This is a genomic window from Pontibacter sp. LHS1, from assembly GCF_058932855.1.
In genome coordinates this window covers 192900-209783 of sequence record NZ_JBZYWF010000006.1, presented here as the reverse complement: position 1 = coordinate 209783, position 16884 = coordinate 192900, and the positions used below count along the sequence as shown (strand labels likewise).

Genomic DNA, 16884 nt, shown 5'->3' with positions numbered 1-16884 from the left:
ATTCCAATTGATTTTTATATGTACATTCATGCTGCACTTTGTCAATCCTGATAACAAGTTAATGATCACAAAATAAGCTAAATACTATGGAAAACACAGCAAAAACCGCCACTGTCACAATTAGCACCAACATACAGGCGCCGGTAGCAAAAGTCTGGAAGTTCTGGACAGAACCACAGCACATCACCCGGTGGAACAATGCCTCCGATGACTGGCATACCCCACGGGCAGAAAACGACCTCAGGGCAGGCGGCAAATTCAACTCCCGCATGGAAGCAAAAGACGGCAGCATGGGCTTCGACTTCAACGGCACTTACACCGATGTGCAGGAGCACGAGCGTATTGCCTATACCCTGGAGGACGGCCGCAAAGTAGAGATCAGGTTTGAGCCAAACGGCACAGAGACACGTGTCACCGAAATATTTGACGCAGACACAAGCCACTCGGTAGAGATGCAGCAGGCGGGCTGGCAGGCTATTCTGGATAATTTCAAAAAATACGTGGAAGCCGCTGCCAGGCCCCGCACCCTGCATTATGAAATCAGCATTGAGGCTCCTGCCGACAAGGTATACCACACCATGCTCGATCCGGAGCAGTACAAAGCCTGGACCGCCGTGTTTCATCCGACCTCTCACTACAAAGGCTCCTGGGAGAAAGGCGCTAAAATACAGTTTCTGGGTATAGGGGAAGATGGTAAAGTTGGCGGCATGGTCAGCCGGATAAAGGAGAATATCCCAAACCACTTCATCAGCATCGAGCACCTGGGACTGGTGCAGGATGACGAAGAGATCACGAGCGGACCGGAAGTAGCCGAATGGGCCGGGGCGCTGGAGAACTATACCTTTACGGAGGAACAGGGCGAAACCATACTGGCAGTTGATGTGGATACGAACCAGGAGTTTGAAGCCCACTTCTCGGAAACCTGGCCAGAGGCCCTGCAGAAAATAAAGGCCATGTGCGAAACCGTATCCTAAACCTTTAAACCCACAAAATAAAACGATGGCGACAGTCAGCACCTACCTCAACTTCACCAACCAGACCGAGGAAGCTTTTCTTTTCTACAAATCCGTTTTCGGAACAGAGTTTATCGGCAGCATTTCCCGCTTTGGCGACATCCCTCCATCCGAGGACATGCCCCCTATACCTGAGGCCGACAAAAACCTGATCATGAACATCGCTTTGCCAATTTTGGGTGGGCATGTGATCATGGGGACGGACGCGCCTGAATCGATGGGCTTCCGGCTGACGCAGGGCAACAACGTATACATCATGCTGCAACCCGACTCCCGCGAAGAAACCCGCCGCCTGTTCAAGGCACTTTCGGAAGGCGGCAAAGTAGAGCAGGAACTGCAGGACATGTTCTGGGGCGACTACTACGGCAGTTGCGAAGACAAATTTGGCATTCACTGGATGTTCAACTGCGATCAGAAATAACCACAAATAGCAATACTGGAGACAACAAGAGCCGCTTTTTCAATTTTGAAAGGCGGCTCTTTTCGTACAATTAATTCACCTATTGCTGCTGCTGCCGTATGAGGTATACCAACTGCTTGCGGAGCAAATGCAAGAGAATGAATACTGAAAAGATCAACACAATTGTAACCATTTTAGGGGGCCTGGTGCTGGTATTAGGCCTGTGCTCTAAAAAGCTGGAGAGAAGTCCTATACCTGCTACGCTGGTCGCCCTGCTCATCGGCATCCTTTTAGGTCCGGAAGTATTTGATGTAATAGACCCGGAAGAGCTTGGCGACCGGTCGTCTATTCTGGAGAAGGTGGCGCGCCTGGTGCTGGGCATCGGTTTGGTGAGTGTGGCCCTGCGTATACCCAAATCCTACACCCGCCAGAAATGGGGACAGATGGTGACGCTCATCGGCCTGGGCATGGTATTGATGTGGGCGATCAGCACGCTGCTGATCTACCTGATACTCGACCTGCCCTTCTGGATGGCCGCGCTCATAGGAGCCATCCTTGCTCCTACCGACCCCATTGCCGCCAGTCCCATTGTAACAGGGCCCGTTGCCGAAAAGAACCTGCCCGAGCGGTTGCGCAATGCCATTTCGTTTGAATCCGGGGCCAACGACGGTCTGAGCTACCTCCTTGTTTTTCTGCCGCTGCTCATGCTCACCAAAACGCCTGACAGCGCCCTCTCCCATTGGTTTACGCATACTTTTCTGTGGGAAGTACTGGGCGCCACGACCTTAGGCCTACTCCTGGGATTTGGTGCGGCCAAGTTGCTGCGGTTTGCGGAAAAAAAAGACCTGATTCAGGAGAACTGGCGCCTCATCTACACGGTGGCGCTCTCCTTGCTGGCGGTGGGCGGTGGCAAGCTCATCAAAAGTGATGAAGTGCTGGTGGTTTTTGCCGCCGGAGCAGCCTTTGTGCAGCTGGTGAGCGAAGACGAACGGGGCGAAGAGGAAAAAGGACAGGAAGCGGTGAACCGCTTTTTCTCCTACCCTATCTTCGCGCTGCTCGGCACGGCTATACCCTGGAGCGGCTGGTGGAGCCTGGGCTGGAGCGGACTGCTGCTCGCAGTGGCCATTCTGCTGCTCCGCCGCCCGCCGGTGCTGCTGCTGCTCAAGCCGCTGCTCCCCGATCTCAAAACGTACAAAGATGCTATGTTCCTGGGGTGGTTCGGCCCGATTGCGGTAGCTGCGATCTATTACGGCTCACTGGCGGAGCACAAGCTTCACGAGCCCCTGATCTGGGATGTGGTGAGCCTGGTGATCTGCACTTCGGTGCTGGCCCATGGCGTGAGCTCCACCCCTTTATCAAAACTCTACGGCAAAGTCACGGGGCAGCGCGCACGTTCTCAATCCACACCTGAACATGCGGCAAAGTGATCAGACATCATCAAAGCAAAAAAGCCGCTCTTTCTATCCAGAAAGGCGGCTCTTTTCATTCATAGCTTGACTAATTGTTACTCGTATGTGAAGGTTTCGGCCATGGCCGGCACGTGCGGGTAGGCCTTCAGTCTGGTAAAGCGCTGCTTCGGCATGCCGGACTCGTGGTAGCTGTAGGTATAGATCTCCTCGTCACGGAAGCCCGGGTTGTTCTGGAACAGCTTCACGCCAGGCAAAAACATGGTGCTCTGTACGTAAGGCAGCGGGTTTGGCTTGTCGTCGTAGCCTCCCCAGGTAATGACAACCGGTCTGCCCAGGTTTTCGGCTTTGTTGTCGGTCGACCAGGCCTGCACCAGTGCCGTCAGGTTGCCCTTCGCGTCATACTTATAGTCAATGACATGGAGTCTGCCCTCCGCTGAAGTCGCATAGCTGATGTTGACCTCCTTTACCAGCCTGTCGCCCTCGTAGGCGTAGGTATAGTGGTAGATCGGCTGATGATCGCGTGAGTAGGTAATCGCCTTGACTACTTTATCGCCTTCGTAGGTATAGAGCAGGTAGTGCTCCCCTCCTTTAAAGTTGAGCCGCACCGGCTTGTCGCCTTCCCAGATCACGGTATAGCCATGCCACTGCTGATCGGTATAACTCAGCTCCACCAGCCGCTTTTGCGAATCGTAGCGGAACGTGCGGCTGCCAAGCTGCCTGAGCAGGCTATTGGTCGTCACCAGTGGCTGTTCGTGGCTGTTGGGTGGTGTGGTAGTCGGCGGTGTGGTAGTTGGCGTGCCTGTCGAAGGTTTGGCTGGAGCGGCAGGCAGTACGTCCTCATGTTCGCAGGAAGTGAGCGTTAGCAGGGAAAATCCAAATCCGGCCAACAGCAAGAATAAACGGGGTTTTACACTAGAACTTTTCATAGTTTTATTTGTGACATATATAAAATACCGTTAACAAGATATATGCCAAAAATTAGTAAAGGCTAATATTTGGGGTGAAAGGAAGAAAAGTGATGGTGAATAGGGAGCTGGCCTATGGAAACAGAAGGGAGTTGTTCATGAATGGACAAGAGGTGTCCACTAATGGCTGGGGCAAAGGAATTTTTACAGATCCACAAATACCAGAACGATCCGCTCCACCCATTTGCTCATCAGGCTGGTGGCAACGCCATCGAACAGGGACTGGCCCATGTGGTGAAAAACTGCCCGCTGCATATCGCGCTCTTCCTCCACATCCCCTTCTCTGAATTTGCCCAGCGTGGAGGGGTTGTTGGACTTGATGATCAGCGCGTTTATCAGCCGGGTCCCTACCCGGAGCAGCAGGCCGGGGTTGTCCGGATCATCTTTGCCCAGGAGCTGTATCTTCAGGTTACTGTAGGGAAAATGCACCTGCCCCGTAGAAGCTGTACCCGTTGACTCAATCGAGAAAGAAGCCTTGCCGATCTGCCCGCTTTTGATCCGGATAAAGAGCATGTTCTCAAACAAAGGATTAAGCGCCCTGAAGTCCATCGGGTCCAGCGTGCCCTTGTAGGTATAGCGGTCTTCCGGATGGTCCATCTCAAATTCATAGCGCCCCTGCAGCGTGCTGGCGCCCATCAACTGGGCCGAAACGTTCGCGGTAATGATGTTGTTCAGGCGAATAAGCGCTGTGTCGTTCGTGACGTTAAACAGCTCCAGGCGGATGTCTTCCAGGCGGAACACGCCCGGTTTATCAGCATTAATGGCAATAACCGGATGCACCAGGTCCTTTTTATCAACTAAGACGGTGTCAAGCCGGATGTACAGGTCAGCATCGCGCAGCATCTGTTGCAGGGTCGGGGGCTGACGCTCCGGGTTAATGCCGATGCTGTTGTCGCGGTAGATCTCCACACTCGGATTCCGGACCAGCATTCTCTGCGCGATCAGGTCCTGGTTGTTGAATAAGGCCCGCAAACTTACGTTCACCAGTTCGACCCTTGGCACTTCCAGGTCAACCCGGTCCTGGGCGTATTCAAAAATACCGGCATACTCCTCTTTACTGAAAAGCGGCCGCATGCGAAGGCTGTCGATGCGCAGCGAACTGTTCTGCAAGGAAGCGGCAATCTCCTTTATCTCCAGCCTATACAGACTGTCGGGCAGCTGAAAGGTATAGCCCTGTATCAGCACCTCGATGTCGTCCACATCAAATATATCCAGCGGGTCGTTTTCTTCCAGCGACACCAGCCGGAGCTGATCTATCCCCAGCGTTACATGGGCCAGGGTATGGCTGGTGCTGATGGTATCGCTCCCGATTATTTCAAAGTCAAAGGCGCCGTCTGTCACATCGATCCGCCCTATACGCAAGGTCGTCACCAGTTCTTCTGCTGCTTCTACCCCGCCATTTTCTGAGGCTGTGTCCTGCTCGGCCATTGCGACGCTCTTGATGGCAGGTACACGGTGGTCCTGCAGGATGGTGACCTCGGGTCCGGCAAGCAGCAGCTTGTCCATGTGGTAGCGGCCCGTTGCGTAAGCGTGTATCAGGTTAAAGCCCGAGATGCGCGACCTTTTGGCGGAAATATCGATCAGGTTGTAGCTGGCCAAATCCGGACTATTGACTTTCAGGCGCTCGTTCACCTCCCTGTCAGACTTTACTTCCAGCGTGCGGGCGACCAGCTCCTGCTGCCTGCTCGAGTAGTGCAGACTATCCAGCCGGATGGTATACAGGCTGTCGGTGGAGCGGTAGGTATAGTCTGTTGCCTCCAGGGTCAGTTCCTCCATCGGGAGGGTGTCGTTCAGGTTGGCAAAACGCTCGGGGTTCAGCTCAAATCCGGATACCGTGACGTTGGCGTGCTCCAGCTGATGGGTGCGCATGACGGGCCTGAGTTTTTCGCTGAAAGTAAAGGAGCCGTCTTCGAGCCGGATGGTGTTTACCGAAATCAGATCCACCATTTCAAAAAGGGCCTTTCCCGCGTCCTGCTGACCTGAGCCAGACGACTCTGCCACCTGCCGGTCGAGCAGCATGGCTATATCCGGCTGACGGAGCACGAGCTGGTCTGCCTCCAGCCGACCGGAGTTCAGCGACCGGATCAAGTCCAGGCCGGTGATCTGCAGCGAATGTGCCGACAGGTCGACGAGCTTGCGGCTGGCATTGTTGAACCGCTTCTGATTATTATTGGCCTGCAGGTTCGAGTTTACATCCAGCGACCGGGCCAGGAACTCCTGCTGGCGTGTGGAGTAGCGGAGTCCGCCCAGGGTAAAGGTATAGGTGTTGTCGGGCATCCGGTAGCGGTAGTTCCGTGCCGTTACCACCAGGTCCTGCAGGGGGATCACATGATCCGGATCAAACACAAAAGCCGAATCCAACTCCAGCCCCGTAGCTACCAGCGAGGCATGTTCCAGCTGCTGCAGGCGCTGTATTTTCCTGTTTTTGCTGTGCTGCGTGAGGGCGGCATCGCGGATACTGATCTCCCCTACTTCCAGACTGCTCACCATACCTGACACCTGCCGGTACAGCTCCTGCAGATCGGGCCCTTCGTCTGACTTCGGAACACGCCGGTCGGTGCGCACATCGATCACCGGCTGCTCTGCCGCTATGCTGCCGATCGTAAGCCGGGACGAGCGGATGGCCTCCAGCAGATCCATTTCCTGAAAACGCAGTTGCGGCAGCCGGACATTGTAGAGCGTATGCTTCGCCAGGTTCAGACTTTTCAACCTGTCGTTTTTGTTCCAGTCGCCGGCCAGGTGCAGGGCCTTTGCTTCGAGCAGCTTGTCGCGGGTGGAAAGCTGCATCCCGCCCGCCTGCAAGGTATAGGGACTCTGCATAGGTTGGTAGGTATAGCGACCTGTTGTGATGCTGATAGCTTCAGCGAAGGCTTTTTCTTTGGGTGCAAACAGTGAAACGGAATCGAGCTGCAGGTCTTCCAGGTGCAGGTTAGCTTCGGCCAGGCGGTGAATAGCCTGAGCTGTATCTGCTCCCTGGTGGTAAGAAAAGCTGCCATCTTTCAGGCGAAGCTCCTTTATACCCAGCGCACGCAGGTATGGCGACAGCCGGGCATACTGCTCTTCCAGACTGGGGCTCTGTTCGGCATCGGGCACGTTCGGGATCTCGTGTAGCTGCAGACTGCCTCGCCCCAGCAACAGTTGGTCGAGCTGCAATTCCTTCTTTTCCCAGGCCGAGGCTATATCCAAACCCTGTAGAACGAAGAGCGGCGAGCTGAAGCGGTAAAGCGTGCGATGGGCCTGATCCTGTGGGAGCGCCGCATTGGCCTGCAGGTTTGGTTGCACGTCTATGTGCTGCGCTTTCAGCTCCTGCTGCCCTGAAGCGTAGGTAAAGCTTCCGACCCGGATGGTATACACGCTGTCGGGTGCCTGGTAGGTATAGCGCCGGATGTCGAGGTCAAGGCCATCTGCCTGAAACATTTGGCTGATATCGCCTTGCGCCTGCAGGTCCAGTTGCAGCTCCTGCACCTGCAGCGACAGTTGCGGGATGTCATGCCGTGGCCTCCCCTGCTCCCCCAGCAGCTGGTAGCGGTAGCTGGCCTCCTGCAGGTCGATCTCCCGGATACGCACTTCTTCCAGACCACCGCCCCCTTTGGAATGCTGAGCGCTTTCTTTCGCGACTGACACATCGTGCAAGTGCGTGATTACGGGTCCTTCTGCCGCCACCTTGCCTATGGCCAGGCGGTCGTTGAAGATGAGGGCCCGGAGGTTGATGCCCGAGATTTCCAGCTTCGGGCTTTGCACCTCGAACAGGCTGGGACTGGCCTGCCCCTTCTCCTTTTGCTGCCGGTGCACGGCGGTATCAGGGTATAGATGCAGCCCATGCAGGGTGGCGCCCCAGTTGCTGAAGCTCAGATCCAGTTCGTCGAGGTGGAGTTGGTAAAGCCCCTCGGTTTGCTCGGCTACCTGCTTTTTGAGATAGCGCTCCACCATGGGCTCGGCAAAAAGGAAGACGATAAACAGCGCCAACAGTAGCAAACCAGCCAGGCTCAAAAGCACGATGCTCGCAATTTTCAAGGCTTTTCGGCCCTTGCCGGGCGTAGCTGGTTCTGACATAAATCGTTGTAGTTGGGGGAAATGGTGAAAGGCATAACCTGATGCCAGTGCCTTGTTTTACGGGAGGAAGGGGTTTGGGATGTTTTTGGGGGTGGTAGATATGAAAGGCAGTGGCAGTCAGATTGGAAATTTAGAGGGCTTTGGAAGAGAGCTTTCTTTAAAGTAAAACATAGAATTCAGGCACTTTTTAGTAAATAATATTACATTTACCATATATAATGCTGCTATCAAAAAGCACTGCTCACTATGAAAAGGCATTTACTTCTCTTCGTACTCCTACTTATCACAGTAGCAAGTCAGGCACAAACGGTCTATAAAACAAGAACAGGGGAAAAGTACCATGTTCAGTCTTGCAGGTACTTAAAAAGCTCTTTTGAGACAACGGTTGCTCAAGCAAAGTCAGAGGGACTAACTCCATGTAGTGTTTGTAGACCTTCAACTGGTAGCTCTCCTGCTACTTCTTCTAATACTTTTCAGAGCAATACATCTAATCAAACAAGAAGCGCATCATCTAACTCTAGTTCAACAGGCAGTGTTCAATGTTCAGGTATAACGAAGGCTGGAGCCAGGTGTAAGCGTATGACCACTAATTCTAATGGCAGATGTTATCAGCATTAATTTAATGCACTGATTCTCATGCATAAATTTTCATAATGAAAGCGGATTCCTCAACCTTAACTATATACCTTAAGAAATTCATTAAGCTGCGCCAAGGCGTGACTAAATATGGAAGGGCACCACACAAACCTGTGCTGTTGCTTACATTTATTGAGCTTTTTGAGAAGGCTGAACTATCAGAGAACAAGGTATACATTTCACCTGAACTGGTAGCGAGGTTTAAGGAGACATTTGCACTACTGGTCAGAACAGCCCATACATCTGACTTCTCTTTGCCGTTTTACCACCTGGCAACGGAAGGATTTTGGCATGTTAAAACAAAGCTAGGCTCCCCACTCCAAATGCACATCAAAAGCATCCATACCCTCAGCGAGATTGTGGACTTCGGTTGTTTTGCTGAAGACCTCTATCTACTACTTCTAAACTCAGCGTCTCGCGATATTTTAAAAACTGCCATACTTGATCATTATTTCCCCTCTACAAAAGCGGAGTATCTAAACACAAAACAAGGCGGGTACATTCAGAACTTGCAAAGCTATCTTCTTAATGAAAGTCCTGCTGGCTATACCTTGGCAGTGAACGATACAGACGAAGAAGAAGCTTTTATACGGGGAGGGATGTTCAAAAAACTTGTACCTCAGGTATACAACCATACCTGTTGTATTACAGGTATGCGATTAGTTTCTAATCACGGGTTTTCTATGATTGATGCTTGTCATATTGTACCATTCAGCCTCAGCAAGGATGATAAGATCAACAATGGTTTGGCGCTCTGCCCTAACCTTCACCGTGCCTTTGATCGCGGTCTTATCTCAGTCGATGGAAATCTGAAAGTGCTGGTATCTAATGCGATTGCAGAGGACTTGTCAAATAGCTATGCACTTTTACATCTCAGAGGTAAGCCATTAACATTGCCATTCGGAGAAAAGCACTACCCCAATGCCTCAAACCTTGCTTGGCATCGGGATTATGTGTTTAAAAACTAAATTGAAGTACAGGTTTCCCTATTCAGCATAATCCCCAACAAATGCTCAAAGAAGGTATTTACGAACAGCTTATCACAACTGCTCTAAAAGACAAAATTGACGCTTTATCTACAGAAAAATTCTTTATCGCTCAGTCCGAAATAGATAAAGAAGAAGCTGCTCAGATTCTCTCTGAATACATGATCAGTTTGATTCAGCTAGCACTTCGGGAGCTAAAGAAGGATGACTTAAAGAAACAGGTGCAATTTTGTAATGAGATCATTCAGTTTATAGATGAAAGAATAAACCTGGAGGCAAGTAATAGCTTGATCTATCACGAAGGACAAATACTGACTGCTGTATTGTCTAAAATTGGTAAAACAGATAAGCAGCTAATAGACGACTTAAACCGCAAAATCCCACAAACAGGTTTAACTGTTAGTAACCTATTTACCGGAAGTAATTCTGATATTTCGATAGACACAGAAATAGAAAGAGATATTTTATCTGCAGATAAGATCTATTGGATTGTCTCTTTTATTAGATGGTCTGGCCTGCGCATCTTTGAGCGAGCCTTAAAAGAGTTTACTTCTCGTGAAGGTGCCGAACTGCGCATAATCACTACTTCTTACATGGGTGCTACTGAGGCAAGAGCGTTGGACTTCTTATCTAAACTTCCTAACACACATATAAAGATATCTTACCAGACTAAAATAGAGCGTTTGCATGCAAAAGCCTACATTTTTGAGAGAAATACAGACTTTAATACTGCATTCATAGGCTCTTCTAACCTTTCAAAATCTGCTTTAACCAAAGGCCTTGAATGGAACCTAAGAGTAACAAGTCAGGAGAATCCTCACATTATAGAAAAGGCTAAAGCCACTTTCGATCATTACTGGAACAGCATTGATTTTGAAGATCTAGCTATCGGCGGTATAGCGAAATTTAAAGAAGCAATACAACACGAAAAGCAGCGGGACAATGTCGTTTCCTTAACTGATTACTTTAAAATTAATCCCTTCCCATTTCAGAAGGAAGTGCTCGAAAAGCTTAAAGTAGAGCGGGAGATTTATGACAATTACAGAAACCTTGTTGTTGCTGCTACAGGAACAGGTAAAACCATTATCTCAGCTTTCGATTATCAACGATTTTTCCTAGCACAAAAGGGCAAGGCAAACCTACTTTTCATAGCGCACAGGAAGGAAATTTTAGAACAGGCCATAGCTTCTTTTAGAGCAGTTCTCGGAGCCGGATTTAATGACTTCGGCCAATTATGGGTCGGCAATTACAGCCCTCAGGATGGGGATTTAAAACATCTCTTTGTCTCTATTCAAACCTTCAACTCACAGAAAGAACTCTTTCAAGAAAGGCTCTCGAAAGACTATTACGATTTTATAATAATAGACGAAGCACATCACAGTCAAGCTGAAACCTATAGAACTATCTTCGACTTGTTCGAGCCAAAGATACTTTTAGGTCTTACAGCAACACCGGAGCGAATGGATGGCAGAAGTCTGCTCCCCGATTTTAATAATAAAATAGCAGCTGAAATAAGGCTAGCAGATGCGCTGACTTTAAAGCTGCTCAGTCCTTTCCAGTACTTTTGTATCTCTGATGAAAAGAGCGTAAACCTTAAAAATGTGAGGTGGGAGGCTGGCAGATATAACACCACTGACCTGACAGCAGTACTCTCAACCAAGCAAAGAGCGGCTTTGATTCTAGATGCCGTAGAGCATTACCTGACTGATCCATTTGAATCGAAAACCCTCGGCTTCTGTAGCTCAAAGGCTCATGCTCAATTTATGAGCGATGCGTTTAATGCAGCAGGCTACAGAGCCGTTTCTCTAGTCAGTGGAAACGGAAATGATACAGAAAGAGCAACCATTCGGCAGCGACTAATAAAAGGCGAGATCAACTTTGTATTCGTCGTTGACATATTCAACGAAGGTGTAGATATACCTGAAATTGACACCGTTTTATTTTTAAGACCTACTGAAAGCTTAACAGTGTTCCTACAGCAGTTGGGCCGTGGTCTTAGAATTTCAGAAGGTAAAGAATGCTTAACGGTTTTGGATTTTGTTAGCCAAGCGCATGTTAACTATAACTTTGCCGATAAATTTAGAGCATTGGCCGGCAAATCTAGATTTAACATTCAGAAAGAAGTTGAAAATAACTTCCCACACCTTCCTCCAGGCTGCAATATTAGGATGGAAAAGCAGGCAAAGGAGTATATTTTAGAGAATATTAGAAATGCGGTCTTTAACCTCCGCAGACTACGACGTGAAGTTGCCAACTTTAGGCATCATGCACATCAGGAACTGACACTTGCTAACTTTCTACAGTACCACCAATTGGACATCCGCACCATCTACAGTACAACCACTTGGTCTGAATTAAAAAGAGATGCAGGAATTCTAAATTATGAGAGAGGTGGATATCATACCCAAATAGAGAAAGGTTTAAAGCGAGTTGTACAAATTGACTCCACTTCTTATTTACAGTTTATTGCCAGTCTTATTGAGCATGATTTTGATTACACTGATACTAATGGGCTTGACAGTCAGTTCGCACTTATGCTTTACTATGATATTTGGCAAAAAGGAATTGGAGAGTATGGCTTTACAAATATTAAAGAAGGACTACGGGTAATTGGAAATTATCCTGTTCTTAAAGAAGAATTGAATGAAATCATCTCCTATTTAAGAACCAAACTCGATCATACTACTAAAGCAGTTACATTAGATTATCCACTTGCATTAGAATTACATGCTCGTTATTCAAGAGATGAAATATTATGTGCTTTTGGTAAAACAACTCCCGAAAGGGCATTTCCTTCACAGGAAGGCGTGATCAATATACCAGCTCTTAATACTGAACTCCTGCTCGTTACACTCAATAAATCAGACAAGGACTTCTCACCAAGTACACAGTATGAAGACTATGCCATTAACGAAAAAATATTCCATTGGCAGTCACAAAACAAAACAGCACCTGAGAGTCCTGTAGGCATTTCCTACATTAGGCACCAGGAAAACGAGAAGCGCCTTCTGTTGTTTGTGCGGGAGGAGAAGAAAGACGCATATGGTTTCACAAGTCCTTATTACTTCTTAGGTCCTGTAAATTATGTGTCACATAAGGGTTCTAAACCAATGAGTATAAACTGGGAGTTACATGAGCCAATGCCTGCTTTCTTGTGGAAGGGAGCGGCTAAAATGGCAGTGGGGTAATAATAATTTAAACAAACATCACAGGATTGAAGCTAATCGACAAACTAGCCTGGATCGAAATCCAGGATGGCAAAATACTAAGTACCCGCAGCAAGGGCAGAACCAAGTACTATTTTCCCGGCGGGAAAAGGGAGCCGGGCGAGAGCGACTTCGAGGCGTTGTCGCGGGAAATAAACGAAGAGCTCAGCATTTCCCTGATTGAGGACAGTACCCAATTCCTGGGGATATTTCAGGCGCAGGCCGACAGCCACCCCGATGGGGTACAGGTGAAAATGACCTGCTATACCGGCTCCTACACCGGCACCATCACTGCAGCCAATGAAATTGAGGAAGTAGTGTGGCTGACCTATCAGGACAGAGAGGCTGTGTCGCCCGTTGACCAGATCATCTTCGACTGGCTAAAAGAACGGAAGCTTCTTTAACAGTAAAAGGCTCGTTTAAAACATCATCCATTTAACTCTATGAAAGAGCTGCTGGCTGTCATAGTCCTTTATTTTTTCCTTTCCGCTCCCCATTTGCTTGCCCAGAGCCCGGCTCACCCGAAAACAGCTGAGCGCAAGGCTGCTGCAGTGAAGGCCCGTATGATCAAAGCCCTGGGGGGACGCAAAGCACTGCGGGAGATAGATTTCATGACCTATACCCTCACGCGGGAGGCTTACCGGGGGGAGGATACGCTCCGGACGATCCAGCACTGGTATGTGCACCTGCGTCAACCGCAGATCATGCGACTGGATGTGGGTGGGGCAGACACAACAACGGTGAGCACGGCAATCAGCCAGCCTACTCTATCGGAACAGGAAAACAAGACGATCCACGATGCGCTCCGACGATCCGTCTTTTTCCATTTCCTATACCTGCTCAACTCCCCGGAGGCGCGCTATACCTACCTGGGCACCTACCCTTACAAAGGCCTGCAGCTCGACGTTATGCGTGTACACAACAGCCAATCACCTGACATGCGTCTTGACCTGTTTGTGAACCAAAAAGGTGAGGTAATCACTTCTTCTACGCCTGATCCTGAAACTGGCGACTACAAACGATTCGGGGATGAGTATGACTTCATTAAAGTTTCTGATAAGCTCATTTTTCCGGTACGCTACCGGGTAGTACAAAACAACCAGGTGTTAGCCGAAGGTATATTCAGCGAAATGGATTTCAACTCACTCTCCCCTTTCTGGCAGAAACAACTAAGCAAATACCAAATCACGCCCAACCTTCAGCGGTGATTTAATACAGTAACTCATTTTAACCCCCTCCCGACACAGCTTCCCACCCGCACTTGCCGTACATTTGCGGTATGCTGCAGGAGCTGAGACAATTTTTCAGGAGTACCGACTTTGTAAAGGCGCTGGTGATCACCTTTGGTGCCGCTGTGCCTGTTTCGCTGGGGCTATGGCTGGAGCAGGTGCCCTACTTTCTGAGCGTCGCCATGGGCGTTGTCCTGGCTTCGGGAAGCGATGTGCCGGGCAGCCGGAAGCATAAAACCGTCGGCATTCTCGTTTCGGCTGCCATTGCCATGACCGCCAGTATTGCCATTGGCCTGGCTTCGGGTAGTCTGTACCTGCTGCTTCCGGTGCTGGCGGTGCTGGTGTTCGCCATCTCCTTTATTTCCGTCTATGGCTTCCGGGCTTCGCTGGTATCTTTTGCGGGCCTGATGGCCATTGTGCTGAGCTTTGTGCATGCGCATACGGGCGCCGACATTTTTATTCACGGCTTGCTGCTGGGCGCCGGCGGCCTGTGGGCCCTGCTGCTTTCACTTGTCTTCCATTCGTTGCTGCAAAGGCGACAGGCTGAAAACCTGATCATTACCTGTCTGCGGCAGACTGCCCGTTACATACAGCTGCGTGGCAAGCTGACGACGGAGAGCCCGGACCAGGAGGCGCTGCAGAAGGAGCTGTACAACCTGCAGGTGAAACTGAACGAGACGCACGAGGCCCTGCGCGAAGTGCTCCTGCACGAAAGACAAAGCTCGGGTACCTCCAACTACCACCGCAAGCAGCTCCTGATCTTTATCGAGCTGATCGACATCCTGGAATTATCGCTTGCCAACCCGGCCAATTACGAGCGTGCCAGAGCCCTGTTCGGCCACTCGGTCAGGATACTGCTGCCCTTCATTAAGCTGGTTTTTGAATTGTCTGCCAAGCTGGACAACCTGGCCGACAGCATGCAGCAGGGACGAGCACTTTCGGTCGAAAATAACCTGGAGCCCCTGCTGGAAAAGTGCAATGACAGCATCCGGCAGTACGTGGAAGAACTGAAACTGCCCCAGGCCCGGGAGGGCGCGCTCCTGCTGCACAACCTGCTGGACTACGAGGAAAAGTTGTTGCAAAAGATCACCTCCATCGAGCGGGTATACCTGGACCTGGGAGAGCAGCAGAGCATTGGCCTGCAAAGCCGGGAGAGCCGCCAGTTTATCACCCAGCAGGATTATGATGTCCGGATCCTGCGGGATAACTTCTCCCCGGAGTCGCCCATCTTTAAGCACGCCGGCCGGTTGACGATCGCGATGTTATTAGGCTATCTGCTGGGCATCATCTTCCCGATTCAGAACGCTTACTGGATCCTGCTCACGATCGTGGTGATCCTGAGGCCCGGCTATACCCTGACCAAAGAGCGGTCGAAGCACAGGCTTTACGGCACTTTGCTGGGTGCTGTGATCGCGGGACTAGTGGTGCTCCTGGTGCAGAACGTATACCTCTATAGTGTGCTGGCCTTGATATCGCTGATCCTCTCCTTTGCTTTTATCCAGCGCAACTACCGCACCTCCTCTATTTTCGTGACCACCGGCATCATCTTTATCTACGCCCTCATCACCCCGGATGCCTTCGACGCGATCCAGTTCCGGGTGATCGATACCCTGACAGGAGCTGCCATTGCCATCGTGGCGATCTCCTTTCTGTGGCCTACGTGGGAGTCGCTGAGCATAAAGAGCAACATTGTAAAGGCCCTGCACGCCAACCGCAGCTACCTGGCCGAGATTGATAGGTATAGTCAGCACAAGTCGCAGAACACCACGGCCTACAAGCTCGCCAGAAAAGAAGCCTTTCTGCAGATGGGCAACCTGAACGCGGCTTTCCAGCGGATGAGCCAGGAGCCGAAGTCTGCGCAGCTGAAACTGATGGAGATCTACGAGATTGTCGGCCTGAACCATACCTTCCTGGCGGCTGCGGCTGCGCTCGGCACCTTTATCCGGGACAATAAAACAGAGGCTGCCTCGGAAGACCTGCACCTGATCATCAAATCGATAGACGCCAACCTGGCACAGGCCCTGCAGACCCTGCAAGAGGAGGCAGAGGCAGAAGAAGTGATGAAAAATGAGCTGGTGGAGGCCTACGACCACCTGGAGGGCAGGTATAACGAACTGGTAGCCATACGAACGCAAGAGCTGGCCGGCGCCACATACAAGCCCATCGCCCCCGGCTTTCTCAAGAACCTGAAAGAGGCCCGCCTGATCTCGGATCAGCTGAAGTGGCTGCACACCATTTCCGGCAACCTGAAGGATGCGGTAGAGGGACTGGCCTGAGTTTCACGAACTGCCCGGTGCTCTTTCGCAGACAGAGGCGGCAATTCAGGCACATTTCCCCTATCTTGCGTTTAAATAAAATAAACAGCTTAGCACCCATGCCCCATCAACCTCACTACTCCCCTATGGCCCGGCAGTTGTTTGGCCAGTTCCTGGACCGGGAAATAGACCGCGACACCCTGATCGGGCGTTTGCAGGAAATGGAACTGCAGCTACAGGCGGATGCCGGGGATGAAAGTGAAGAAGACGATTTTGTTGTTCAGACGCTGCGCATCCGCATATTTGGAGGCGACACGCAGGGCGTCAGCATCCGGGAGATAGAGCAGGACCTGCAGGACCTCTCCCACCCCAACGCCCAGATCCTGATGCGGGGCATTGCCTTCGGTCTGGCAGAAGATGAGCTGGAGGTGCACTTTGAATAGAAAAATAACGTACCTTTAACTATACCTTAACCCTATACCTATGGCAAAGTCACAAGACGCAAAAAAGGACGTAAAGAAAAAGCCAGCCAAAACTCCAAAGGAAAAGCAGGCGGCGAAACTCGAGAAGAAAAAGAAAAGCTACGATTAGCGTATATGCCCTGCCCCAATTGGCAGGTATAGCATACAGCCTATTGAAAAGCAGCAGCCATAGCGGTTGCTGCTTTTTTGTTTCGCAACGTAGCGGTCAGGCATAAGGCGGTTCCATTTCTTTTACGATAACAACAGGTAT

11 protein-coding genes are annotated in these 16884 nt (G+C 50.5%); 9 read left to right on the top strand and 2 right to left on the bottom strand.

The annotated features are described in order from the left end of the window. Positions 1 to 86 precede the first annotated feature (86 nt). The 3 genes from AC5FXQ_RS13520 to AC5FXQ_RS13510 all read left to right on the top strand — a co-directional run bounded on the left by AC5FXQ_RS13520 (position 87) and on the right by AC5FXQ_RS13510 (position 2840). The gene (locus AC5FXQ_RS13520; RefSeq protein ID WP_493602957.1) at positions 87 to 974 is read left to right on the top strand and encodes an SRPBCC family protein; all 888 of its coding nucleotides are present in this window, start codon (positions 87 to 89) and stop codon (positions 972 to 974) included. Positions 975 to 999: 25 nt separating this feature from the next. Beyond that, positions 1000 to 1434, top strand: a complete 435-nt coding sequence (locus AC5FXQ_RS13515; protein WP_493602956.1) for a VOC family protein — start codon at positions 1000 to 1002, stop codon at positions 1432 to 1434. 137 nt (positions 1435 to 1571) lie between these two features. Further along, a complete protein-coding gene (locus AC5FXQ_RS13510; RefSeq protein ID WP_493602955.1) occupies positions 1572 to 2840 on the top strand; it encodes a cation:proton antiporter domain-containing protein in 1269 nt (422 codons plus the stop codon). A 77-nt stretch (positions 2841 to 2917) separates the two neighbouring features. On the opposite strand, the gene AC5FXQ_RS13505 is transcribed toward AC5FXQ_RS13510, so the two are convergent. Next, entirely contained in the window at positions 2918 to 3748 is an 831-nt protein-coding gene (locus AC5FXQ_RS13505; protein WP_493602954.1) for a hypothetical protein, read from the bottom strand. 183 nt (positions 3749 to 3931) lie between these two features. Further along, positions 3932 to 7840, bottom strand: a complete 3909-nt coding sequence (locus AC5FXQ_RS13500) for a hypothetical protein (RefSeq protein WP_493602953.1) — start codon at positions 7838 to 7840, stop codon at positions 3932 to 3934. 653 nt (positions 7841 to 8493) lie between these two features. Between AC5FXQ_RS13500 and AC5FXQ_RS13495 the strand changes: the two genes are divergently transcribed. The 6 genes from AC5FXQ_RS13495 to AC5FXQ_RS13470 all read left to right on the top strand — a co-directional run bounded on the left by AC5FXQ_RS13495 (position 8494) and on the right by AC5FXQ_RS13470 (position 16595). Further along, the gene (locus AC5FXQ_RS13495) at positions 8494 to 9444 is read left to right on the top strand and encodes an HNH endonuclease (protein WP_493602952.1); all 951 of its coding nucleotides are present in this window, start codon (positions 8494 to 8496) and stop codon (positions 9442 to 9444) included. Between the two features lie 41 nt (positions 9445 to 9485). Continuing rightward, positions 9486 to 12650: a DEAD/DEAH box helicase gene (locus tag AC5FXQ_RS13490; RefSeq protein WP_493602951.1), complete on the top strand. Its 3165-nt coding sequence runs from the start codon at positions 9486 to 9488 to the stop codon at positions 12648 to 12650. A 26-nt stretch (positions 12651 to 12676) separates the two neighbouring features. After that, positions 12677 to 13072: an NUDIX hydrolase gene (locus tag AC5FXQ_RS13485; RefSeq protein ID WP_493602950.1), complete on the top strand. Its 396-nt coding sequence runs from the start codon at positions 12677 to 12679 to the stop codon at positions 13070 to 13072. Between the two features lie 39 nt (positions 13073 to 13111). Then, a complete protein-coding gene (locus tag AC5FXQ_RS13480; RefSeq protein WP_493602949.1) occupies positions 13112 to 13876 on the top strand; it encodes a hypothetical protein in 765 nt (254 codons plus the stop codon). 53 nt (positions 13877 to 13929) lie between these two features. Next, positions 13930 to 16173, top strand: a complete 2244-nt coding sequence (locus AC5FXQ_RS13475; protein ID WP_493602948.1) for an FUSC family protein — start codon at positions 13930 to 13932, stop codon at positions 16171 to 16173. A gap of 98 nt (positions 16174 to 16271) precedes the next feature. After that, on the top strand, positions 16272 to 16595 hold the full coding sequence (locus AC5FXQ_RS13470; RefSeq protein WP_493602947.1) for a hypothetical protein: 324 nt from the start codon (positions 16272 to 16274) through the stop codon (positions 16593 to 16595). Positions 16596 to 16884: the final 289 nt, after the last annotated feature.

What these genes read in the sequence shown, in the direction of transcription:
- AC5FXQ_RS13480 (WP_493602949.1), top strand. Translation starts at nt 13,112, where the DNA reads ATGAAAGAGCTGCTGGCTGTCATAGTCCTTTATTTTTTCCTTTCCGCT.
- AC5FXQ_RS13515 (WP_493602956.1), top strand. Translation starts at nt 1,000, where the DNA reads ATGGCGACAGTCAGCACCTACCTCAACTTCACCAACCAGACCGAGGAA.
- AC5FXQ_RS13495 (WP_493602952.1), top strand. Translation starts at nt 8,494, where the DNA reads ATGAAAGCGGATTCCTCAACCTTAACTATATACCTTAAGAAATTCATT.
- AC5FXQ_RS13510 (WP_493602955.1), top strand. Translation starts at nt 1,572, where the DNA reads ATGAATACTGAAAAGATCAACACAATTGTAACCATTTTAGGGGGCCTG.
- AC5FXQ_RS13505 (WP_493602954.1), bottom strand. Translation starts at nt 3,748, where the DNA reads ATGAAAAGTTCTAGTGTAAAACCCCGTTTATTCTTGCTGTTGGCCGGA.
- AC5FXQ_RS13500 (WP_493602953.1), bottom strand. Translation starts at nt 7,840, where the DNA reads ATGTCAGAACCAGCTACGCCCGGCAAGGGCCGAAAAGCCTTGAAAATT.
- AC5FXQ_RS13520 (WP_493602957.1), top strand. Translation starts at nt 87, where the DNA reads ATGGAAAACACAGCAAAAACCGCCACTGTCACAATTAGCACCAACATA.
- AC5FXQ_RS13470 (WP_493602947.1), top strand. Translation starts at nt 16,272, where the DNA reads ATGCCCCATCAACCTCACTACTCCCCTATGGCCCGGCAGTTGTTTGGC.
- AC5FXQ_RS13490 (WP_493602951.1), top strand. Translation starts at nt 9,486, where the DNA reads ATGCTCAAAGAAGGTATTTACGAACAGCTTATCACAACTGCTCTAAAA.